The organism is Citrobacter sp. XY323 (assembly GCF_025106035.1).
GTDB classification, from domain to species: domain Bacteria; phylum Pseudomonadota; class Gammaproteobacteria; order Enterobacterales; family Enterobacteriaceae; genus Citrobacter; species Citrobacter braakii.
Map to the genome: position 1 here is coordinate 246,652 of NZ_JANYUK010000013.1, position 21,749 is coordinate 268,400.

A 21,749-nucleotide genomic window follows, 5' to 3' on the forward strand; every position below is an offset into this window, starting at 1 on the left:
ATCAGACCACCATACCCAGCAGCAGACACCCTACCAGACCGCAGACGGAGATAATGGTTTCCAGCATTGACCATGACTTAATGGTTTCACCGATGGTCAAGTTGAAGTACTCCTTGAACAACCAGAAGCCTGGATCGTTCACGTGGGAGAAAATGACGGAACCGGAACCAACCGCAATAACCATTAGCTCAGGGCTTACGCCGGTCGTTGCAATCAGCGGTGCCACAATCCCACCAGCGGTGATCGCCGCAACGGTTGCGGAGCCCAGTGCGATACGCAGTACCGCAGCGATAGACCATGCCATCAGCAGCGGAGAAACGTTTGAACCGTGCATCATTGACGCGATGTACTTGTCCACGCCGCTATCCACCAGGACCTGTTTGAAGGCACCGCCACCACCGATGATCAACAGCATCATCGCGATGATTTTGATGGAGGACACCAGCGTGTCGTTGATCTGATCCATCGAACGTCCACGGTTCAGACCAAAAGTGAACATCGCAATCAGCACCGCGATAAGCGTTGCCATAACCGGGTCACCCAGGAATTCTGCCACCGTCAGGAAAGCGTGGCCTTTTGGCAGAATCATCTCCGCCACGGCGCGCATTGCCATCAGGATAACCGGTACCAGGGAGGTCCAGACGCTGACGCCAAAGCCAGGCATCTCTTCTTCAGTAAACGTTTTCGCGCTGTACAGACCTTCCGGGATTGGCTTATCGATGCCTTTCAGGAAGCGAGCGTACACCGGACCGGCGAGAATAACGGTCGGGATTGCCAGAATCGTACCAAACAGCAGGGTTTTACCCATATCTGCGTGGAAAATGGTGGCAATAGCGGTCGGACCTGGGTGCGGCGGCAGGAAGCCGTGAGTTACGGACAGCGCTGCAGCCATCGGCACGCCAACATACAGCAGCGGGATGTTGGCAGCAGCGGCGATGGTGAACACCAGCGGCAGCATCAGCACGAAGCCGACTTCGTAGAACAGGGCAAAACCGACGGTGAAGCCGGTTAATACCACCGCCCACTGAATATGTTTTTTGCCGAATTTAGCAATCAGGGTGGTTGCGATGCGCTGTGCGCCGCCGCAGTCCGCCAGCATTTTGCCCAGCATGGCGCCAAAACCCATAATCAGGGCGAGGCTGCCAAGGGTTCCGCCGACGCCGGCTTTAATCGAACCGATGACTTTATCCAGTGGCATCCCTTGCATCAATCCGACAGCAAGCGCCACCAGGACGAGAGCGATGAAACCGTTCATTTTGAAACGGATCATCAGGAGGAGTAACAAGATTACACCGATAGCAACGATGACTAATGGCATGATTTACCTGGCCTTTACTTTGTTATGGGTAACGTCAGTGTTTAGATGACAAATTCCGATTGTCCCGACCGGGAACAGAGCATTCTCAGCACCAATGCTGGTTGCCTTCAAAACTAATCAGTTTAGCTGGCTGTTATGTGTGTGTTAGGTGCTGATGCGAATGATACGGGTAACATACGGCGCTTGAAAATCACCTGGGCAGGCAAAATTTAAATTATGAGAGGCTGGTCAAATTATGAGGGGGATTGTTGCAGGAAATATGCGGAGAAATGCAAGGTTGTAGGCCGGATAACGCGATTACGCTGCCATCCGGCATCAATGCCCGATGGCGGCGCGGATGCGTCTTAACGGGCCTACGGAAATTCTACAGGTTGAGGCGTTAGTAGTAAGAGTGCTCGCCGCGCTGGTGTTCGGTTAAATCGCGAACGCCTTTCAGTTCAGGGAATTCAGCCAGCAGCTGCTTCTCGATACCTTCTTTCAGCGTTACATCCACCATTGAACAGCCGTTACATCCGCCGCCAAACTGCAGAATAGCGTAGCCTTCATCGGTGATTTCCATCAGAGAGACGCGACCACCGTGACCTGCCAGCTGTGGGTTGATCTGCGATTGCAGCATGTACTCCACGCGTTCCATCAGCGGCGCATCATCGGCAACTTTACGCATTTTGGCGTTTGGTGCTTTCAGGGTCAGCTGGGAGCCTAACTGGTCGGTAACGAAATCGATTTCTGCATCTTCCAGATACGGTGCGCTCAGTTCATCAACATATGCGGTCAGCAGGTCAAATTTAATGGCGGTGTCGGTTGCTTCCACGGCGTCCGGCGGACAATAAGAAACGCCGCATTCAGCGTTAGGCGTGCCGGGATTAATCACAAATACGCGGATTTGTGTCCCTTCTTCCTGATTTGCCAGCAGTTTGGCAAAGTGCGCTTGTGCAGCATCGGAAATATGGATCATAGTAATGGCCTAATAGTTGACTATTTTACTTGGTTATAATACGCCCATCATCGAGGCTCTACAAGGTTCGACACAGGCACCATACCTGGACAGTCGCCGCGCCGTTGCGTAAAAGCAGCTGCGCGATTTCCGCGACGGTACTTCCGGTAGTGACGACATCATCCACAATGACCATATGGAGTCCCTGCACTGGCAATTCAAGGCGAAAGGCGTTTTTCAGGTTACGTTTACGTAATCGGGCGCTGAGATGGTGCTGTGTGGCGGTTGCCCGAACCCGCGTGATGGCCCGGCTGTCCCAGTCGCAGTCTAGCCAGCGTGCCAGGGGACGACACAGTAAGTCGCTCTGATTAAACCCTCTGCGCCAGTGCCGACGTTGCCAGAGCGGGACGCTGACGAGCCTGTCCGGCAGAGGAAGACCGCTGACGCGCCGGGCCTGTAATACCTCCAGCAACAGCAAGCGTGAAAGAGCGGGGGCCATTTCGCCACGTCGGGAAAACTTGAACTGGTGGATAAGCCCGCTCAATGGCGGAGCATAGTCGCTGACGGTAACCAGTCGCTGCCACGGCGGTGGTTTTTGCAGACAGCGCCCGCAGGGAACGACGGTATGCGCGGCAGGGAGTCCACATTGAGGGCACCGGCTGACGTGCTGATGCGTTGCCCGTGTGCAGACTGAACAGATCCCCCAATGCCCTAACGTCAGGGGCATTCGGCATAGCCAGCACAATCCCGGTACTGTTAGCATAGAAACATCCTTTCAGGCTAAAAGAGAACAATAACTGATGAATGACATCTGGTGGCAGACCCAGGGTTCGGGAAATTGCCATCTTGTGCTGCTGCACGGATGGGGACTGAATGCGCAAGTGTGGCATTGCATAAGCGAGGAATTGAGTTCGCATTTCACGCTGCATCTTGTCGACTTACCGGGATTTGGTCGCAGCCAGGGGTTCGGCGCAATGTCGCTGGAAGAGATGGCTGAGCGGGTAGTAAAACAGGCACCGGAGAAAGCCATCTGGCTCGGCTGGAGTCTGGGCGGGCTGGTCGCAAGCCAGGTGGCGTTAACCCATCCTGAACGTGTTCAGGCGCTGGTGACCGTGGCGTCTTCCCCCTGCTTTAGCGCGCGTGACGAGTGGCCGGGTATCAAGCCAGAAGTGCTGGCAGGTTTCCAGCAGCAGTTGAGCGAAGATTTCCAGCGTACGGTGGAACGTTTTCTGGCGTTGCAGACGATGGGCACGGACACCGCGCGTCAGGATGCGCGGGCACTGAAGAAAACAGTGCTGGCGTTACCCATGCCGAAGGTCGAGGTGCTCAATGGCGGACTGGAGATCCTGAAAACGGTCGATCTGCGTGAGCCTCTGTGTGCTGTGGACATGCCTTTTCTGCGGTTGTACGGCTATCTCGATGGACTGGTTCCGCGCAAAGTGGTCCCAATGCTCGATGCCCTGTGGCCGCATAGCGAGTCGTTGATATTTGCTAAAGCGGCGCATGCTCCGTTTATCTCGCATCCTGCAGAGTTCTGCGCAGCGCTGGTGGCGTTAAAAAAACGCCTATAAATCTGTTGTGTTGCCCGGTAGAGCCACGCTTACCGGGCTTGAGATTAATGGCTGCGCGTAGCCAGATCCTCAGCGGTCAGGCCGGTAATTCTGAAGATGGTCAGCGGGTCGATACCATCAGCCTGCAGGGTTGATGCAATACGTAAAGCTTCCTCTCGTTTACCTTGTTGCAAGCCCGTTTGTAACCCTTCTTGTAATCCCTCTTGTAACCCTTTCATATGACCTTCCTGAAGACCATTAAGATGCCCTTCTTGTCGTAATCTTTCGGCGATAGTCATCAACTTTTCCTTATGTTGGGGTAAACGTTCGGCGACCTCATGAAGAAACTCGGTAAAATGTGCGGTGTCCCCGACCTGCATTAGATAATTAAACAAGGCTTTCAACTGGCTGTCATTAGCGTGTCCTTTAATAATCAGGATGGCCAGTTTTTCTACCAGCCCCATCAAATCGCGTTTACGAATATGTTTTTGGATGAGTTCCAACAGCGCCATCCGGCGATGCTGCATGATCTCGTCATCAGGAACCACGGTGATATCGATCAGTGGAAACGCTGAGGTATAAAGTTGTCTGGCGGCCTTTGGGTCGTCAAATTCGTCCAGCCAGCAGAGTGAGTAGGGGTATGGGCTTGCCGCGCCATGATAAAAAAGCATGGGTATCACCAGCGGGAGTTTCTTGTGACCTGCAGCCAAATGACGATGCATGACCGCAATGGCATAACGCATCAGCCGAAATGCCATATGGGCATCGGCGGTGCTCTGATGCTCAATGATGGTGTAAATATAGCCATCGCCTTCGCTGGTTTTTAATGACCACAGCACATCGGAATAGTACGCGCGCAAATCGTCCTCAATAAAGCTGCCCGATTCCAGTTGTAGCGTTTTCAGATCGCACAGTTTTTGCAAAGAGGCTGGAAGATGGAGCCGAAGAAAGTCGCGTGCGGTAGCAGGGTGGTTTAAGAACGTTTTAAAAATCGCGTCATGCGGCGTAGCAGTCGTGTCAGTATTCATGGCGATCCGTCACCTGGGAAACAAGATGACGAGACTCTACTTCCCTGGTCGCCAGTAATCATTCACGAGTTGATAACGATGCGCGACAGGCTGGAGGATAGATCAGCTTTGCTGAAACAGAGACATCTTTGTGGAATCCATTACGCAAAAAGCCGGATATCAGCATAAACGCTTTATCCGGCCAGGACGTTTGCAGTCATTTTTAGACCGGAAGCGTAGCGCCATCCGGCATCGAACTAGCGCAAAGCCCACCACTCGCGCAGGCAGGCTTTACCTTCCGGGCAACTCTTGCAGCTTCCGGAAAGACACCCATCGGCATCTTCCTGAATCCGCACCGCTTTGCCCATCTTTTCTAACTGATTCAGCATGGCGTCAATCATGGGCTGCGGGGTGTGCAGCGTGTGGCTAATTTGAGTTGCCTCCATGCGTCCCCGCAAAGCCAATAAATCACGAACCTGAATAAGCGATGCCATTGTCGATAACCTTAGTGGCAGTCGCCAGTGGTGCTGGAACAGCAGGAGCTTGCCGTCCTGTTGGTCGCCAGCAGTGCGAGATCCACGCGACTGCGAGCTCGACGCAGCAGGCCCAGCAACACAATGTTAAACAGGATGACAGCTAAAATGCACACCAGGCTGTAGGTCGGGTGCTCTTTGTAGCTGACCGCCTGATAAAACAGCGTCGACAGAGAGTAGGCGATGTTCAGGCCCCACAGAATCGAGAAGCTCATCCAGCCACGGCTGGATTCACGTGCAATAGCGCCCATTACCGAAATACACGGCACATACAGCAGCACGAAAATCAGGTAGCTGTAAGCGGCGGCAGCGCTGCCAAATTTTTCGCCCATCACGCCCATTGCACCCGTAGCCATTTCACCGTCGCCCTTGCTGGCTTCAATAGGGTTAGCCAGTACGCTCAGGCTGAAGGTGTCTTTCAGGCTTTGCCAGGTCTCATCTATCGCGCCGAGCAGCTCGTCACCGAGGTGGAAATCTGCCGGGTTGAACTCTTCTTCCTGAATGTTTTCTGCGGTATAGAGCGTGTTCAGCGTACCGACAACCACTTCTTTCGCCATCGCGCCGGTGAACAGACCTACGGTTGCCTGCCAGTTATCTTCGTGAACGCCAATCGGCTTGAAGACCGGCGTGATTACGCGGCTGACGGAGGCCAGAGCAGAGTCGTTGATGTTGTCGACGATTTTTCCGCTCAGCGAGAAACTGTTAAACGCGCTGAGGAAAATGCTGACGATGATGATGACTTTACCCGCACGCAGAACGAAGCCTTTCAGGCGTTGCCAGGTCTGAATAATCAGACTCTTAATGTGCGGCACGTGGTACACCGGCAGCTCCATCACGAACGGCGTTGCTTCGCCACGCATGATGGTGTGTTTGAGCATCAGGCCAGTCAATACCGCCATAACGATGCCCAGTACGTACAGTGAGAAGACCGCCAGCGCACCGTTCTGACCAAAGAACGCTGCGGCAAAGACGGCGAAAATCGCCAGGCGAGCGCCACAGGACATAAACGGCGCCATCATGATGGTCATCAGACGTTCACGCGGGGCGTCCAGCGTACGTGCGCCCATCACTGACGGTACGTTACAGCCAAAGCCGACGATCAGCGGGACAAACGATTTGCCCGGCAGTCCCAGCGCCTGCATCAGACGGTCCATTACAAACGCGGCGCGCGCCATGTAACCGGAGTCTTCAAGGAAGGAGAGGAACAGGTACATCATGCCGATTTGCGGTACCAGTGGCAGCACGGTGTTAATCCCGCCGCCAAGACCTTGCGCCAAAAAGATCGTGAGCCAGTCCGGGAAGTGCAGCGAGTAGCCAATCCACTGAATACCATGGATAAAGAGCGCTACGGAGCCGACGTCAAACAACGGTTGCAGCGCGCCGCCAATGTTGATGGCGAGCAGGAACATCAGGTACATCACGAACAGGAAAATCGGCAGCCCGAGGAAGCGGTTGAGGACGATTTTATCTACTGCGGTGGTGAAGCGGCTCGGCTCTGCCGTCAGGGTGTTGCTGACGGTATCGCAGATAGCGGCAATGCACTGATAGCGCGCATCGGCGATATGCAGTGCCGGATCGTCCATTGTCTCGCTCAGACGTGCAATGGCGGCATCAAGGTTTTGCGCGGCATCACCCGCGTAAGCCCGGCTGTAGATATCGCCTTCCAGCATCTGCAGGCCCAGCCAGCGGCGCTGTATTAACGGCATATCTTTGGCCATCGCATCGGCGAGGGAATCCGCTTCCTGCAGCAGCGGCTGGGCATAATGAACCAGCTCGACGGTGTCGTTTTCTTTGTAGCGATCGATCGCCAGCTTCAGCGCTTCAATGCCGCGGGCGCGGGTGGATACCAGCGGAACCACCGGGCAGCCAAGGCGAGCGGAGAGGGCATCGATATCGATACGGATTTGCTGCTTCTCGGCAATATCCAGCATATTCAACGCGACGATGCAGGGGATGCCCAGCTCAAGCAGTTGCAACGTCAGGTAGAGGTTGCGTTCAAGGTTTGAAGCATCGACCACGTTGATCAAGAGATCCGCGTCGCCGCTTAAAATATAGTGACAGGCGATCTGCTCATCGAGAGAGGTCTGGGATGAGATTGTCGTCAGAGAATAGGTGCCGGGTAAATCAACCAGCGTGACCTGGTGGTCCGTCGTTGCGAAATGACCTTCTTTACGCTCAACGGTAACGCCAGCCCAGTTGCCTACACGCTGGCGTGCGCCGGTAAGCTGGTTGAATAAAGTTGTCTTGCCGGAATTAGGATTGCCAATTAAACCAATGGTTAGTTTTTTCATTTTTATAGACTCACTGTATTAACAGGAAACCGCTTCCACTTCTAATAACGCCAGATCTTTCTTACGCAATACCAGACTTACGCGACGCGTTTCGATATGGATAGGATCGCCGAGTGGGGCGACGCGTACCACGTTGAAAGAGGAGCCGGGTAGCATGCCAAGTGACAACAGTTTCTGACGATAAGCCGGGCTGATTTCACGGGCAAAACCGGTAATTTTCCACGCACTGTCAGGAGTGAATTGCATAGGGGCCTACTTATATCTCGCTAACTGGATGATTACCTCATGGGGCGACAAGGCGGCATGAGGCCAGATGATTAGCCAACGTAAGGAAAGAGTAAATAATCAACAGATCAATGATAATGAGAATGGTTTCTATCATCAATAGAATAAATGTGACGGAATGTACAATTGGATAATAATTTGCGCCAATTTTGATATTCCTCAATATTTATTCTGGTTGAGAACGAATGATTCACGGAAATAATTAGTGAGGATCTTAATGTTTAATTAAGGTTTCATCTGTTAATGAAGTGATAAATATATGGCGGTAGAAAGCGGGAAATAGACTAAATATGCCGGATGGCGACGCTCACGCGTGTTATCCGGCTTACAAATTAATTGCGACAAGTCAGCCGGATAAGGAGGTTACACCCCCATCCGGCACAAAAGCCATACTAGCGTTTTTTACCTATTGCCGCCGCCAGCGCATCCATCATGGCGCTGTTACCCGCAGGCTGTGCGTCACGACCACGAGGTTTCGCGGCTTTTGGCGCCGGGCGATTGCTTTGAGTGCGATCGTTATTCCCGCCGCCGCGACGCGCATTGGTTTCACCCGGCTGCTCGTCCAGACGCATGGTCAGTGCGATACGCTTACGTTGCAGGTCAACTTCCAGCACTTTCACCTTCACAATGTCGCCCGCTTTCACCACGGTGTGTGGATCTTCGACGAACTTATTCGACAATGAAGAGATATGTACCAGACCATCCTGATGAACGCCAATATCAACAAACGCGCCGAAGTTCGTGACGTTAGTGACTGCCCCTTCCAGAATCATTCCCGGCAGCAGATCGTTCATGGTTTCTACGCCATCAGCAAACTGCGCGGTTTTAAATTCAGGACGCGGGTCGCGGCCCGGTTTTTCCAGCTCTTTGATTATATCGGTGACGGTCGGCACCCCGAAGCGTTCGTCGGTAAAATCGGCTGCTTTCAGATTGCGCAGTTCGTTGCTGTTGCCCATCAGGTCACGCAGCGATTGCTCGGTTGCGGCCAGAATGCGTTCCACAATCGGATAAGCTTCCGGGTGAACGGTAGATGCATCCAGTGGGTTATCGCCATGGTTGATACGCAGGAAGCCCGCGCACTGTTCAAAGGCTTTTGGCCCCAGGCGGCTAACTTTTAGCAGTTGCTGACGGTTCTGAAACTGACCGTTCTCATCGCGCCAGGCGACGATGTTTTGTGCCATCATGCGCGTCAGGCCAGCAACGCGGGTCAGCAGCGGCACGGAAGCGGTATTCAGATCGACACCGACGGCGTTCACGCAGTCTTCCACCACCGCATCCAGCTTGCGCGCCAGCTGCGTCTGGCTTACATCGTGCTGATACTGGCCCACGCCGATAGATTTCGGATCGATTTTCACCAGCTCCGCCAACGGATCCTGCAAACGACGGGCGATAGACACCGCGCCACGCAGCGAAACATCGAGATCCGGGAACTCCAGCGCCGCCAGCTCGGAAGCAGAGTAAACCGATGCCCCGGCTTCGCTGACAATCACTTTCTGCGCGGTCACTTTCGGGAACTGCTTCTGGACGTCGAGGAAGAAACGCTCGGTTTCGCGCGACGCCGTACCGTTACCAATCGCGACCAGCTCAACGTTGTATTTTTCACATAACGCCGCCACGGCAACGGCGGCTTTGGCTGCCTGGCCGGTATGCGGATAAATAGTGTCGGTCGCGACCAGCTTGCCGGTACCGTCAACCACCGCCACTTTTACGCCGGTACGCAGTCCCGGATCGAGACCCATTGTGGCGCGCAGCCCGGCCGGGGCGGCCATCAGCAGGTCATGCAGGTTACGGGCAAAGACGTTGATCGCTTCATCTTCCGCACGTTCACGCACAGTACCCATCAGCTCAGTTTCAAGGTGCATCAGCACTTTGATGCGCCACGTCCAGCTAACAACGCCTTTACGCCAGCTGTCAGCGGGGGCGTTGTTCAGGCGCAGTCCCAGGTGATCCTGGATAATCTGCTCGCCGTGGCTCTCTTTTGGCGGCTCATCGAATTGCGGATCGGCATTTAGTGAAAGCTGCAACACGCCTTCGTTACGACCACGGAACATGGCCAGCGCACGGTGGGATGGAACGGTAGAAATAGGTTCGTGGTGATCGAAGTAGTCTCGGAACTTAGCGCCTTCCTCTTCTTTGCCACTAACCACGGCGGCAACCAGATGGGCGTTTTTCCACAAATAATCACGCACTTTTGCCAGCAGCGCAGCGTCTTCGGCGAAGCGCTCCATCAGAATGTAGCGTGCGCCATCGAGGGCGGCTTTGGTATCGGCTACGCCGTTTTCGGCGTTGAGATATTTTGCGGCTTCGGTTTCCGGGTCATGGGACGGTTCGTTCCACAGCAGATCTGCCAGCGGCTCCAGTCCGGCTTCAATGGCTATCTGCCCACGGGTGCGGCGCTTAGGTTTGTACGGCAGATAGAGATCTTCGAGTTCGGTCTTACTTAACGTGCCGTTGATCGCGTTCGCCAGATCGTCGGTCAGTTTGCCTTGCTCGCCGATAGATTTCAGGATTGCCTGACGGCGGTCTTCCAGTTCACGCAGATATCCCAGACGGGTCTCCAGATTACGCAGTTGCGTATCGTCCAGACCGCCGGTGATTTCCTTACGATAACGTGCGATAAACGGCACGGTGTTCCCTTCGTCAAGCAGGCGAACGGCAGCTTCTACCTGTTCAGCACGAGCCTGAATTTCACCTGCGATAATGCGGCAGAAAGAATCATTCATCATGGATAGCTTCGTCTATAGGATAAAAAATCAGGGGATAGTTATACGGATTGACTGGCAAAAATGCCAGTCATCTACCGGGGCTTCGGATTGTTCCGGTCTCACTTAACGTATTCAATTTCGTTCACGTACCAGCTGGCTTCACCACCAGGGGTGTTGACTATCGCGAGATCGCCGACCTCTTTTTTCAGCAGCGCCCGCGCCATCGGTGAGTCGATAGAAATGTAATCTTTACGACCGAAGATCTCATCGTAGCCGACAATACGGAATTTACGGATGTCGCCATCGTCATTTTCAACCTCGACCCACGCGCCAAAGAAGACTTTGCCCTCTTGCTGCGGGGAGTAATCGACGATTTTCAAATTCTCCATGCACTTGGTCAAATAACGGACACGGCGGTCGATCTCACGCAGACGCTTTTTATTATACTGGTAGTCGGCATTTTCGCTGCGGTCACCCAGACTTGCGGCCCAGGTAACCTTTTTGGTGACTTCCGGGCGCTCTTCACGCCAGAGGTAATTCAGCTCTTGTTTGAGTTTTTCATACCCTTCGCGGGTTATCAGGGGCGTTTTCATCTTATTGTTTTACCTTCGACTCTGTGATGATGCGCACAATTAGTATTACGCGAGCATATCAACAGAATAAATAATGTATTGCGAGAAACATTGTATACTTAAGCTGCTGTTTAATATGCTTTGTAACAATTTAGCCTGGAATTCATACCAGAATTCGCTGGTGACTCACGTTAGCTTTCTTAAGAATATACACTTAATTGTTGCGAACCTTTGGGAGTAATAACAATGCAAGAGAACTATAAGATTCTGGTGGTCGATGACGACATGCGCTTGCGTGCGCTTCTGGAGCGTTATCTGACCGAGCAGGGCTTCCAGGTTCGAAGCGTCGCTAACGCTGAGCAGATGGATCGTCTGCTGACCCGTGAGTCCTTTCACCTGATGGTGCTGGATTTAATGCTGCCGGGAGAAGATGGCCTGTCTATTTGCCGTCGCCTGCGCAGTCAAAGCAACCCGATGCCGATCATTATGGTCACGGCGAAGGGTGAAGAAGTCGATCGTATCGTTGGGCTGGAAATCGGCGCTGACGATTACATTCCGAAACCGTTTAACCCGCGAGAACTGCTGGCCCGTATTCGCGCTGTACTCCGTCGTCAGGCGAACGAACTGCCGGGCGCGCCTTCTCAGGAAGAAGCGGTCATTGCTTTTGGTAAGTTTAAACTGAACCTCGGTACGCGTGAAATGTTCCGTGAAGATGAGCCAATGCCGCTCACCAGTGGGGAATTTGCGGTACTGAAAGCGCTGGTAAGCCACCCGCGCGAGCCGCTGTCCCGCGATAAGCTGATGAACCTGGCCCGTGGTCGTGAATATTCGGCGATGGAGCGTTCTATCGATGTCCAGATTTCTCGTCTGCGCCGTATGGTGGAAGAGGACCCGGCGCATCCGCGTTACATTCAGACCGTGTGGGGTCTCGGCTACGTCTTTGTTCCGGACGGTTCTAAAGCATGAGGCGAATGCGCTTCTCGCCACGAAGTTCGTTTGCCCGCACGTTATTGCTCATCGTCACCTTGCTGTTTGCCAGCCTGGTGACAACTTACCTGGTAGTGCTGAACTTCGCGATACTGCCGAGCCTCCAGCAGTTTAATAAGGTCCTGGCCTACGAAGTTCGTATGCTGATGACCGATAAACTGCAGCTGGAGGACGGTACGCAACTGGTGGTGCCGCCCGCATTCCGCCGGGAAATTTATCGTGAGCTGGGTATTTCCCTCTATTCCAACGAGGCCGCTGAAGAAGCTGGACTGCGTTGGGCGCAACACTATGAATTCTTAAGCCATCAGATGGCGCAGCAGCTGGGCGGTCCGACGGAAGTCCGCGTTGAGGTGAACAAAAGCTCGCCGGTCGTATGGCTGAAAACCTGGCTGTCGCCCAATATCTGGGTACGCGTGCCGCTGACGGAGATCCATCAGGGCGATTTCTCACCGCTGTTCCGCTATACGCTGGCGATTATGCTGTTGGCTATCGGTGGTGCGTGGCTGTTTATCCGTATCCAGAACCGACCGCTGGTGGATCTTGAACATGCGGCGCTGCAGGTGGGGAAAGGTATCATTCCGCCGCCGCTGCGTGAGTATGGCGCTTCAGAGGTGCGTTCCGTTACCCGAGCCTTTAACCATATGGCCGCGGGTGTGAAGCAACTGGCCGATGACCGTACGCTGTTAATGGCGGGCGTGAGCCACGATTTACGTACTCCGCTGACGCGTATTCGTCTGGCGACCGAAATGATGGGCGAAGAGGATGGTTATCTCGCGGAGTCCATCAATAAGGACATCGAAGAGTGTAATGCCATTATCGAGCAGTTCATCGATTATCTGCGTACCGGTCAGGAGATGCCGATGGAGATGGCGGATCTGAACTCGGTATTAGGCGAAGTGGTCGCAGCGGAAAGCGGCTATGAACGTGAAATCGAAACTGCGCTGCTGCCGGGCAGCATTCAGGTGAAAATGCACCCGCTGTCGATCAAGCGTGCGGTTGCCAATATGGTGGTTAACGCCGCCCGTTACGGCAACGGCTGGATTAAGGTCAGCAGCGGTACGGAGACGCATCGCGCCTGGTTCCAGGTAGAAGATGATGGTCCGGGCATCAAGCCGGAGCAGCGTAAACACCTGTTCCAGCCGTTTGTCCGCGGCGACAGCGCGCGTAGTACCAGCGGCACGGGCCTGGGTCTGGCGATTGTGCAGCGTATTATCGATAACCATAACGGTATGCTGGAAATTGGCACCAGTGAACGAGGAGGGTTGTCGATCCGCGCCTGGCTTCCGGTTCCCTTCACTCGCGCGCAGGGCACCACGAAAGACGCATAAGAAAGGGAGGCGAAATGCCTCCCTTTTTGTTGCTGTAGGCCGGATAAGGCGAAACCGCCATCCGGCACTCTTCGTTACAGCTTCGGTCCGGCGCTAACCAGCGCTTCACCCGCAGGGGTATCGGTGTATTTCTCGAAGTTCTCGATAAACAGTTTCGCCAGTGCGTTGGCTTTTTCCTGCCACTGCTCCGGAGAAGCATAGGTATTACGCGGATCGAGAATGCGAGTATCTACGCCCGGCAGCTCGGTTGGGATAGCCAGGTCAAACATCGGCAGACGGAACGTTTCTGCGTCATCCAGCGAACCGTTCAGGATAGCGTCGATAATCGCGCGAGTATCTTTGATAGAGATACGCTTGCCGGTACCGTTCCAGCCGGTGTTAACCAGATATGCCTGCGCACCTGCCGCCTGCATACGTTTCACCAGTACTTCTGCGTACTGCGTTGGGTGCAGTGACAGGAATGCTGCGCCAAAGCAGGCTGAGAAGGTTGGGGTCGGTTCGGTGACGCCACGTTCGGTACCGGCCAGTTTGGCGGTGAAGCCAGACAGGAAGTGGTACTGGGTTTGGTCTGCCGTAAGACGAGAGACCGGCGGCAGCACGCCAAACGCATCGGCGGTCAGGAAGATCACTTTGGTGGCGTGACCCGCTTTTGACACCGGCTTAACGATGTTATCGATGTGATAAATCGGGTAGGACACGCGGGTGTTTTCGGTTTTGGAACCGTCGTCGAAGTCGATGGAACCATCTGCGCGCACGGTGACGTTTTCCAGCAGCGCGTCACGACGGATTGCGTTGTAGATTTCCGGCTCGGCATCTTTAGACAGTTTGATGGTCTTCGCGTAGCAACCGCCTTCAAAGTTAAACACGCCGTCGTCATCCCAGCCGTGTTCGTCATCGCCAATCAGGCGGCGTTTCGGATCGGTGGACAGCGTTGTTTTACCCGTACCGGACAGGCCAAAGAAGACTGCCACATCACCTTTTTCCCCGACGTTTGCCGAGCAGTGCATGGAGGCAATGCCTTTCAGCGGCAGCAGGTAGTTCATTACGGAGAACATACCTTTCTTCATTTCGCCGCCGTACCAGGTGCCACCAATCAACTGGATACGCTCAGTCAGGTTGAAAGCCACGAAGTTTTCGGAGTTCAGACCCTGCTCTTTCCACTGCGGGTTAGTGCATTTAGCGCCGTTCATCACGATGAAATCAGGTTTGAAATCAACCAGCTCTTCGTCGCTTGGGCGGATGAACATGTTTTTAACAAAATGCGCCTGCCAGGCTACTTCGGTAATGAAGCGTACGGAAAGGCGGGTATCGGCGTTAGCGCCGCAGAATGCATCAATGATAAACAGACGCTTACCGGAAAGCTGCTGGGTGACTAATCCTTTCAGATGCTGCCAGGTTTCCGGGGAGAGCGGTTTGTTGTCGTTCTTACCTTTACCTTTGTCGGACCACCAGAGCGTGTCGCGCGTGGTGTCGTCACGGACAATATACTTATCCTTTGGCGAACGTCCGGTAAAGATACCGGTATCAACGGCAACGGCACCCAGGTTTGTTAACACGCCACGCTCATAACCTTCCAGGTTTGGATCAAGTTCCTCCTGGAAAAGCGTGTCGTAGTCTGGATTGTAAACGATATCCTGAACGTCATTGATACCATAAGCCTTGAGATCTTGCGGGGTTAAACTGTTGTTCACACGCATTTCACTGCTCCTTAGCCAATATGTATTACCTGGAATAGTAAGGTTTTTTAGGGATTGCTAACCGCGACAAGGCTCATAGATTTACGCATCCGGGAAAATCACGGATAACCGAATGCGCTGCGACTCCTGTCACAAAGAGGCGGATATTATGGCAGGAAACCCTTTTTTGTTGTGGAAAATGTTCTTAAAACGTTAATAGAGAGTGTTTTTGGCGGGAAACTTGTGAGTGTAATCGCATTCACGTAAGAAAATAACGTAACTCATACATAAACAATATCGATTCACTTCCCGCCGCAGTGGTCCGGGATCGGCCTATCAATGCTCAAAATTGTGAAGTTGATGCGATAATTACCTTTTCTCTTCATTCTGGGTGACGACATGGATAGTGTTGAGCTTTCACGTACTACTCGCTGGGGCATGATATCTATCGGCCTGTTACAGGGGATATTGTGCTACCTGCTGATGACATATCTGGTGCCGCATAATGACGGCTGGCTGTTCTATGGCATGCCCGCGACAATTGCTCTCTCCTCGGCGCTTTTACTCACTGTTGTCTCTTTCAAACAACGTGCGGTGTGGTACTGGATGGCGCTGATCTTTGTTGTCGTGCTGGCGATGAGCGTCTGGCTAAAGTGGCAAGTCGAGGGCAGCGATAAGTGGCGGCAAAATGATATTTTTATGTTGTACGGCTGGCGCTTACTGCTGATGGCGATGCTGGCATTGCCATGGATTCAGTACTCGCTCCACGCATCCCGCCAGCAGGCCCGTTATGCGCAGTTTTATACGAGTTTGTGGCTTAATGCGCTGACGTTACTGATTGTCTTTGTCGCCAACGGTCTGTTCTGGATGGTGCTCCTGCTATGGAGCGAGATGTTTAAGCTCGTTGGTATTACCTTCTTCGACACGCTTTTCTTTGATACCGACTGGTTTGGCTACGTGGCCTTTGGCCTGGTTACCGCACTGGCGGTGGTACTGACCCGCACGCAGTCGCGTCTGGTTGCGGCGGTCCAAAAGTTACTGACTTTGATCGCCACCGGTCTGTTACCCCTGGTCGCGCTGCTGGCGCTGATGTTTGTGCTGACCTTGCCCTTCACCGGCCTGGAGGCTATCTCGCAGCGGGTGTCTGCGGCCGGGTTGATGTCAACGCTGGCGCTGCTCCTGCTGCTGTTGATGGCTATCGTTCGCGAGCCGCAGAAAGAGGCGCTTCCCTATCCAGCCGCGTTACGCTACCTGATCAAATGCGCCCTGGTTGTCGCGCCCATCTATATGCTGATTGCCGGTTGGTCACTGTGGGTGCGAATTCAACAGTACGGTTGGACGCCAGAGCGTTTATATGGCGTGCTGGTGGTCTGCGTGCTGCTGCTCTGGTCGTTTGGCTATCTGGCGAGTATTTTACGCCGTGGGCGCAATCCGCTTGAGCTTCAGGGGAAGGTGATTCTTAGCGTTTCGTTGCTGGCGTTGGGGCTGTTGATTTTGCTGTCGTCGCCGGTTATTGATGCCTGGCGCATCAGCGTCAACAGCCATATGGGGCTGTATCACAGCGGCAAAATTAAGACGGATCAGGTCAGTCTGTATATGTTGGGTAATAGCGGAAAACCGGGACGTGCGGCGTTGGAGGCATTACAAAAAGATGCGGCGTTTAACCAAGACAGTAAGCGCCGGCGCGACTTAAATTCTCTGCTGCAAGGACGTCGCGATCCCATTCAGAACCTGACTGCCACTCAACTAGCGCCGAAAGTGATGATAGCTCCAGGTAGCAGGCAACCCGATGAGGCCTTCTGGGCGTTTGTCAAAGGGCAGAGCTACCGCATTACATCCTGCGTTGAGCAGGATGCATGCGTCCTGGTCGATCAGGACCTCAATGCTGATGGTAAGCCTGAGCAGGTGCTGTATGCTTTTGGCGATGGTGAGAGTCTGGTCTTTGCCAGGAAAGAGGATAAATGGGAACTCATCGCATCAGGTCAGCTACCTGCAGGATTCAATAAGGATAAACTGCTGCAGGCGGTGGCGAATCATCAACTGGATTCAGCCCCCAGAGTTTGGCGTGATATCACTATTGATGGCACCCGATTGCCGATGAATTATTACAACGAGTGAGCGTGTTGCGGATAGCGTTTTGATGGATGGCGGTGCGAACGCCTATCCGGTCGATGATAGTGGGCCGGATAGGCAGTGGTGATTAATGTACCTGCGGGTCCGCCGGTGAAGCGTTGCTGCGGATCTCAGCAATGTCCATGGCATTAAACAGATAGTGGCTCCCGCAGTAATCGCAGTGCATATCGATCTCGCCTTCTTCCGCCAGAATGCTGTCCACTTCTTCGTCCGGCAGCGTTTTCAGTGCGCCAGCGCAGCGTTCGCGTGAACAGGTGCATTTGAACTCAACGTCCTGCGGATCGTAGAGAGTAACCTCTTCTTCGTGGTACAAGCGCCACAGCACTTCGTTGGCCGGGAGCGTTAACAGCTCTTCAGTTTTGATGGTTTCGGTCAGGGCTGTCAGGTGATCGAAATCATCTGCCTGCGCGTTTTGCGCCGGCATTACCTGCAGAAGCATCCCGCCAGCAGCGGGTTTGCCATCGACGTCGCCAGTACGGATAAACAGACGTGTCGGCAACTGTTCAGAACGCATGAAGTAATCTTCCAGACAGGCGGCCAGCGTGTCGCCTTCCAGACCAACCACGCCCTGATAGCGCTCGCCTTCTTCTGGGGTAATGGTGATCACCAGGTAGCCGTTGCCTACCAGCGTTTTGAGATCAGCGCCTTCAGGGATATCGCCCTGCATACGGGCCACGCCGCGCATCTGCTGATTGTTGTTGCCGTTAATGACGGCCAGGCTCAGCGGACCATCGCCCTGCAGCTGTACGGTGATATCACCGGCAAACTTCAGCGTGGCGGTGAGCAGGCTGGTGGCGACCAGCAGTTCAGCCAGTACGTTCTTGACCGGCTGCGGGTAAGTATGATTTTCGAGGATCTGTTGCAGGGTTTCCGAAACGGTCACCAGCTCGCCGCGCACGGCAAAGTTTTCAAACAGATAACGATGTAATTGGTCATGTTGCGGCATAATCATCTCTCTTGCAGGTGACAGTCACTCGCTGTCGCCATGTTTAAATCGTAACAGGTCGCGGCGCTCTTTCTTGTCCGGTCGCCTGTCCGGGTGCGGCATGGTTAACGCGTTAAGTTTACGCGCCAGCGCCACTTTTTCGCGTTTTTCTACGCTTTCCGCGGTTTCTTCATACAGCGTAACGGCTTCCGTGGCCGGGCGACGCTGTTCGGTAATAGCCTTGATAATGACCGTTCGCTCGTCATTTCCCTGGCGCAGGGTGAGGGTGGCGTTCAGCTCGACAATCTTGCTCGGTTTGCTGCGCTGGCTGTTGTAATGCACCTTACCGCCTTCAACCATTTCGCGGGCTAGCGCACGCGTTTTGTAAAAGCGTGCAGCCCACAGCCATTTATCCAGCCTGACTTCAGCAGAGGGCTTTTCTTTCATGGCGTCTCCTTCACATCAGTGAGGGGATCAGTCGGCGGTAGTCATTCAGTGACGGATGGCGTGCGTACTGTTTTTCCGCGATGCCTGAGTCGGGATTGGTCACGCCGAGGCAGTAACGAATACCGTACAGAGCAGCGGCGTCGAGAATGGGTTCGCTGTCATCAATAAACAGCGTCTTCTCTGCACTCATTCCCGTTTCTTCAGCCACAGCGTGCCATAACCGCTGATCCTCTTTGGGATAACCAAATGTGTGGGTGGAAAGTAATAAATCAAGGTGTGAGGCCAGACCGGTATGCTCCAGCTTCACCGCCAGGTTATGGGGATGCGCGTTGGTGAGCAAAATACGGCGCTTGCCGCTGGCTTTTAAGGCATCAAGAAACGGTACAGTATCTTCACGCAAAACGGCGCGCGGTCCCTGTTCCGTTGTCATGGCGCAAATATCAAGATCCAGGCATTCGCTCCAGTAATCCAGGCAGTACCAGTTTAGCGTATGCTGCACGGCATGATACTGCTGACGAATATAGTCCTGGGCTTCCTGGGGAGAGATACCCTGTTTCGCGCCATAGGTTTCCGGCACCAGTTTTTGCCAGAAATAGTTATCGAATGCCAGGTCGAGCAGCGTGCCGTCCATATCTAACAACACGGTATCGACATCCTGCCAGGCAATATTGATCTGCATGGAAACTCCCCAGAAGAAAACATGATGCGCGACAGGGTAGCATATCCTGTCGCGCGAGCGTGTTATCGAATCAGGCTTTCCGGGTTGTCAATCAGCGTTGGATTCAGGCAACTTTCGTAGTAGCTCTGAATTTCCGTGATGCGGGAGCGGTGACGCTGGTAGCGTCTGAAAGCCTGTATGCTGTTGTAGACAGCGCACCCGAGCATGGAGAACATCAGCAGCGTTGTGCCAAGGTAACGCCATAATCCTGAACGATCCGGGATACGGTGCAGGCCAATGTGCTGGGTGCCATTGGCGTCGGTCGAAATATTGGTGACGATCCCCTCCGCGCGAAACGGCGTCTGCATCAGCATCTGCGCCAGACGCTGGAAGGCGATCCACTGTTCCTGTGGGGGATAGTCATATAGCGAGGTTGTCGGCCACGGCTGATCGACCAGATCGCTGCCTTCGTCGCTGATAATCAGGAAACCGCCAGGGGCTGGGCTATTCAGCGTCTGGGCCGCTCGCGCAGTCTCGCGTGAAATAAACGGCGCCGTAGAGGTATTCACCAGATTATCCAACGACTCCGCGCTTACCGGACGCAGCAGCACGTTCACGCCATCCAGTTTGCCTGCGTTCGCCCGTTTCACCAGCGCCGTCCAGTCTTTACTGTTACCAAGGTTAACCAGTGCATTTTTTAAACGTACACATTCATCTTTGGCCGCGCACAGATCGGCCGTTTTCAGGACGATCTCGCCAAAATCGTCCAGTAACACCATTCCGGACTTTTGAATTGCCGAGCGTAACGACGCGCTGACGCGAGAGTCATCATCCGCTTTGGGGTGCAGTTGGCGGTTCACCGCCTGCGTGAGCGCGGTGGCTTTATTCACCAGGTCGGACTCAGGCAGCGGTAATGCGCGCGCGTCATTCCAGATAATTTGCGTGCAATCGAAAGGCATAAACGGCGCGGAAGGCTGCGCATTCCAGCTCCCCTGGGTATGAATGTTACACATACCCGTACCGCTCAGATGCAGCGTGTCACCCACGCGAACGCCCGCGTTTTCAAGCTGTTTAACGCTGGTGGCTTCGATAGTTTGTGCGCCCTTCATCCAGGAAAGCGTAAGCTTTATCGGCATATCCAGCGGGATCCAAAACAGCAGCATCAGCAGCACCAGCAACGAGCCGCCCGCGATGACGGCGTTGCGCAGCCAGTGCTGTAACGGGAAGTTTTTGACTTCGTCATGCAGCGATAAAAAACGTCCCTGGCGAACAACGTGGCGATCGAGATAAATATCGATATCCGTTTGCTGGCCAAGATCTTGTGCGATGTAAGGCTGCCAGTGCGGTGGATAAATCAGATCAATAATACCTAGCGAGATATTATTAATTTGCTCCTGGTCGTTTTCGCCAAACAGCCCCCAGCGACGCGGCGTACCGCGCAGACAATGAATTTCCCGCAGGGCGGTTTTAGACGGTGGGGCAAACAGCCCCCACAGACCTGCAGCCAGTAGCAGCACCGCGCCACCAACTGTCCACGGAACAAACGTATCCGGGATTATCAAACAGAAAAAGAACAGCAGGAACGATGCAGCAATCAGTAACGCCTCGCGCAATCCCGATGGGCGGCTGAGCGCATATTCTTCATGGGTTTCCTGGCGAATATTCAGCAGTTCAATCTGCTCGCTTTCTTCACCGCGAATGGACGCCTGGGTAGAGGCGGTGTGCTGTAACGCATAGCCACGCGCTTCCTGCATATATTCCTGCAGCGTATGGCCGTTCAGGGAGATAACTAGCGGTATCGTATTGGTGTGGATTAGCTCAACGCTGTTTTCGTCATTGATGTATTGTTCCCAGAAAGGGGGAAGATGTACCTCAACGGAATCAAGATAGTAACGCCATTTGTTAGGATCGTCGGTAGTAATGCCGTAACGTGTAATCGCGTGCGTAAGTACGATGACGCTATTACTTTGGGCATTCAGCGTTAATGACACCGGCGCGGAGCTGGCGCCCGTTGGACCAGGTACCTGCTGAATTTGACTAAGGCTTTCGAGATAGTTTTCGACTGCACTGCGCTCTTCAGGCGTGAGTTTACGCTTCGAGGCGTCTGAGAAGACGTTGCTCAAGGGTAAATTTTTCCGTCTGGATTTCGTTCTGAGTAGCCATCCTGCAAGCAATGAGCAGGCCAGCAAAGCAGCTAAAAAAATCAGAATGGTGCTCATGCTTTCCCCATCTTACTTAGTCTGTCAGGCGTGGTCAGTCGCACCCTGTTCAATATTCGTGATTCTGTGGTTGGCTATCGGCAAGTGTGGAGTCGAACTTGAGCATCTTTAAGTACAGCCCAGTAAATGCGAATCATAGCAAAATCACTAAAAATGGAATATCAGCAAATTCCTGGAGTTA

18 protein-coding genes are annotated in these 21,749 nt (G+C 53.7%); 4 read left to right on the forward strand and 14 right to left on the reverse strand.

Annotated elements, in window-relative coordinates; genetic code table 11:
* Position 1 precedes the first annotated feature (1 nt).
* The 3 genes from gntT to gntX all read right to left on the reverse strand — a co-directional run bounded on the left by gntT (position 2) and on the right by gntX (position 3,015).
* Positions 2–1,318 (reverse strand): gluconate transporter, encoded by a 1,317-nt coding sequence (gene gntT, locus N0B36_RS18565; RefSeq protein WP_003023507.1) that lies wholly within the window; start codon positions 1,316–1,318, stop codon positions 2–4.
* A 379-nt stretch (positions 1,319–1,697) separates the two neighbouring features.
* On the reverse strand, positions 1,698–2,273 hold the full coding sequence (nfuA, locus tag N0B36_RS18570) for a Fe-S biogenesis protein NfuA (protein ID WP_003023509.1): 576 nt from the start codon (positions 2,271–2,273) through the stop codon (positions 1,698–1,700).
* 58 nt (positions 2,274–2,331) lie between these two features.
* On the reverse strand, positions 2,332–3,015 hold the full coding sequence (gntX, locus tag N0B36_RS18575) for a DNA utilization protein GntX (RefSeq protein WP_259688795.1): 684 nt from the start codon (positions 3,013–3,015) through the stop codon (positions 2,332–2,334).
* A gap of 37 nt (positions 3,016–3,052) precedes the next feature.
* Between gntX and bioH the strand changes: the two genes are divergently transcribed.
* The gene (gene bioH / locus N0B36_RS18580) at positions 3,053–3,823 is read left to right on the forward strand and encodes a pimeloyl-ACP methyl ester esterase BioH (RefSeq protein WP_016157646.1); all 771 of its coding nucleotides are present in this window, start codon (positions 3,053–3,055) and stop codon (positions 3,821–3,823) included.
* A 44-nt stretch (positions 3,824–3,867) separates the two neighbouring features.
* Here bioH and N0B36_RS18585 read toward each other — a convergent pair whose 3' ends face one another.
* The 6 genes from N0B36_RS18585 to greB form a co-directional block, all read right to left on the reverse strand.
* Complete coding sequence (locus tag N0B36_RS18585) at positions 3,868–4,830, reverse strand: Rpn family recombination-promoting nuclease/putative transposase (RefSeq protein ID WP_259688796.1); 963 nt, start codon at positions 4,828–4,830, stop codon at positions 3,868–3,870.
* A 236-nt stretch (positions 4,831–5,066) separates the two neighbouring features.
* Positions 5,067–5,303 (reverse strand): [Fe-S]-dependent transcriptional repressor FeoC, encoded by a 237-nt coding sequence (gene feoC / locus N0B36_RS18590; RefSeq protein ID WP_003023516.1) that lies wholly within the window; start codon positions 5,301–5,303, stop codon positions 5,067–5,069.
* A gap of 11 nt (positions 5,304–5,314) precedes the next feature.
* Entirely contained in the window at positions 5,315–7,633 is a 2,319-nt protein-coding gene (gene feoB / locus N0B36_RS18595; RefSeq protein WP_259688797.1) for a Fe(2+) transporter permease subunit FeoB, read from the reverse strand.
* Positions 7,634–7,651: 18 nt separating this feature from the next.
* Positions 7,652–7,879, reverse strand: a complete 228-nt coding sequence (gene feoA / locus N0B36_RS18600; RefSeq protein ID WP_003023519.1) for a ferrous iron transporter A — start codon at positions 7,877–7,879, stop codon at positions 7,652–7,654.
* A 431-nt stretch (positions 7,880–8,310) separates the two neighbouring features.
* On the reverse strand, positions 8,311–10,644 hold the full coding sequence (locus N0B36_RS18605) for a Tex family protein (RefSeq protein ID WP_259688798.1): 2,334 nt from the start codon (positions 10,642–10,644) through the stop codon (positions 8,311–8,313).
* A 98-nt stretch (positions 10,645–10,742) separates the two neighbouring features.
* The gene (gene greB, locus N0B36_RS18610; protein WP_049283093.1) at positions 10,743–11,216 is read right to left on the reverse strand and encodes a transcription elongation factor GreB; all 474 of its coding nucleotides are present in this window, start codon (positions 11,214–11,216) and stop codon (positions 10,743–10,745) included.
* 225 nt (positions 11,217–11,441) lie between these two features.
* Between greB and ompR the strand changes: the two genes are divergently transcribed.
* Positions 11,442–12,161, forward strand: a complete 720-nt coding sequence (gene ompR, locus N0B36_RS18615) for a two-component system response regulator OmpR (RefSeq protein WP_001157751.1) — start codon at positions 11,442–11,444, stop codon at positions 12,159–12,161.
* On the forward strand, positions 12,158–13,510 hold the full coding sequence (envZ, locus tag N0B36_RS18620) for a two-component system sensor histidine kinase EnvZ (protein ID WP_006687412.1): 1,353 nt from the start codon (positions 12,158–12,160) through the stop codon (positions 13,508–13,510). Before ompR ends, envZ begins: the two co-directional genes overlap by 4 nt.
* 74 nt (positions 13,511–13,584) lie before the next feature.
* Here the strand turns inward: envZ and pckA are convergent, their stop codons facing one another.
* On the reverse strand, positions 13,585–15,207 hold the full coding sequence (pckA, locus tag N0B36_RS18625; protein WP_016154801.1) for a phosphoenolpyruvate carboxykinase (ATP): 1,623 nt from the start codon (positions 15,205–15,207) through the stop codon (positions 13,585–13,587).
* A gap of 378 nt (positions 15,208–15,585) precedes the next feature.
* Between pckA and N0B36_RS18630 the strand changes: the two genes are divergently transcribed.
* Positions 15,586–17,304 carry a DUF4153 domain-containing protein gene (locus tag N0B36_RS18630; RefSeq protein ID WP_259688799.1) on the forward strand — a complete coding sequence of 573 codons (1,719 nt, stop codon included), beginning with the start codon at positions 15,586–15,588 and terminating at the stop codon, positions 17,302–17,304.
* An 82-nt stretch (positions 17,305–17,386) separates the two neighbouring features.
* Here N0B36_RS18630 and hslO read toward each other — a convergent pair whose 3' ends face one another.
* From hslO to igaA, 4 genes are all read right to left on the reverse strand, one after another.
* Positions 17,387–18,265, reverse strand: coding sequence for an Hsp33 family molecular chaperone HslO (hslO, locus tag N0B36_RS18635; protein WP_016157640.1), 879 nt, complete (start codon positions 18,263–18,265; stop codon positions 17,387–17,389).
* Between the two features lie 24 nt (positions 18,266–18,289).
* Entirely contained in the window at positions 18,290–18,691 is a 402-nt protein-coding gene (gene hslR, locus N0B36_RS18640) for a ribosome-associated heat shock protein Hsp15 (protein ID WP_259688800.1), read from the reverse strand.
* A 10-nt stretch (positions 18,692–18,701) separates the two neighbouring features.
* The gene (gene yrfG / locus N0B36_RS18645; RefSeq protein ID WP_016157638.1) at positions 18,702–19,370 is read right to left on the reverse strand and encodes a GMP/IMP nucleotidase; all 669 of its coding nucleotides are present in this window, start codon (positions 19,368–19,370) and stop codon (positions 18,702–18,704) included.
* Between the two features lie 62 nt (positions 19,371–19,432).
* A complete protein-coding gene (igaA, locus tag N0B36_RS18650) occupies positions 19,433–21,568 on the reverse strand; it encodes an intracellular growth attenuator protein IgaA (RefSeq protein WP_259688801.1) in 2,136 nt (711 codons plus the stop codon).
* Positions 21,569–21,749 lie beyond the last annotated feature (181 nt).

Bases quoted from the DNA above. Each gene is read 5' to 3' on its own strand.
- gntT (WP_003023507.1), bottom strand. From the start codon at position 1,318: ATGCCATTAGTCATCGTTGCTATCGGTGTAATCTTGTTACTCCTCCTG.
- nfuA (WP_003023509.1), bottom strand. From the start codon at position 2,273: ATGATCCATATTTCCGATGCTGCACAAGCGCACTTTGCCAAACTGCTG.
- gntX (WP_259688795.1), bottom strand. From the start codon at position 3,015: ATGCTAACAGTACCGGGATTGTGCTGGCTATGCCGAATGCCCCTGACG.
- bioH (WP_016157646.1), top strand. From the start codon at position 3,053: ATGAATGACATCTGGTGGCAGACCCAGGGTTCGGGAAATTGCCATCTT.
- N0B36_RS18585 (WP_259688796.1), bottom strand. From the start codon at position 4,830: ATGAATACTGACACGACTGCTACGCCGCATGACGCGATTTTTAAAACG.
- feoC (WP_003023516.1), bottom strand. From the start codon at position 5,303: ATGGCATCGCTTATTCAGGTTCGTGATTTATTGGCTTTGCGGGGACGC.
- feoB (WP_259688797.1), bottom strand. From the start codon at position 7,633: ATGAAAAAACTAACCATTGGTTTAATTGGCAATCCTAATTCCGGCAAG.
- feoA (WP_003023519.1), bottom strand. From the start codon at position 7,879: ATGCAATTCACTCCTGACAGTGCGTGGAAAATTACCGGTTTTGCCCGT.
- N0B36_RS18605 (WP_259688798.1), bottom strand. From the start codon at position 10,644: ATGATGAATGATTCTTTCTGCCGCATTATCGCAGGTGAAATTCAGGCT.
- greB (WP_049283093.1), bottom strand. From the start codon at position 11,216: ATGAAAACGCCCCTGATAACCCGCGAAGGGTATGAAAAACTCAAACAA.
- ompR (WP_001157751.1), top strand. From the start codon at position 11,442: ATGCAAGAGAACTATAAGATTCTGGTGGTCGATGACGACATGCGCTTG.
- envZ (WP_006687412.1), top strand. From the start codon at position 12,158: ATGAGGCGAATGCGCTTCTCGCCACGAAGTTCGTTTGCCCGCACGTTA.
- pckA (WP_016154801.1), bottom strand. From the start codon at position 15,207: ATGCGTGTGAACAACAGTTTAACCCCGCAAGATCTCAAGGCTTATGGT.
- N0B36_RS18630 (WP_259688799.1), top strand. From the start codon at position 15,586: ATGGATAGTGTTGAGCTTTCACGTACTACTCGCTGGGGCATGATATCT.
- hslO (WP_016157640.1), bottom strand. From the start codon at position 18,265: ATGCCGCAACATGACCAATTACATCGTTATCTGTTTGAAAACTTTGCC.
- hslR (WP_259688800.1), bottom strand. From the start codon at position 18,691: ATGAAAGAAAAGCCCTCTGCTGAAGTCAGGCTGGATAAATGGCTGTGG.
- yrfG (WP_016157638.1), bottom strand. From the start codon at position 19,370: ATGCAGATCAATATTGCCTGGCAGGATGTCGATACCGTGTTGTTAGAT.
- igaA (WP_259688801.1), bottom strand. From the start codon at position 21,568: ATGAGCACCATTCTGATTTTTTTAGCTGCTTTGCTGGCCTGCTCATTG.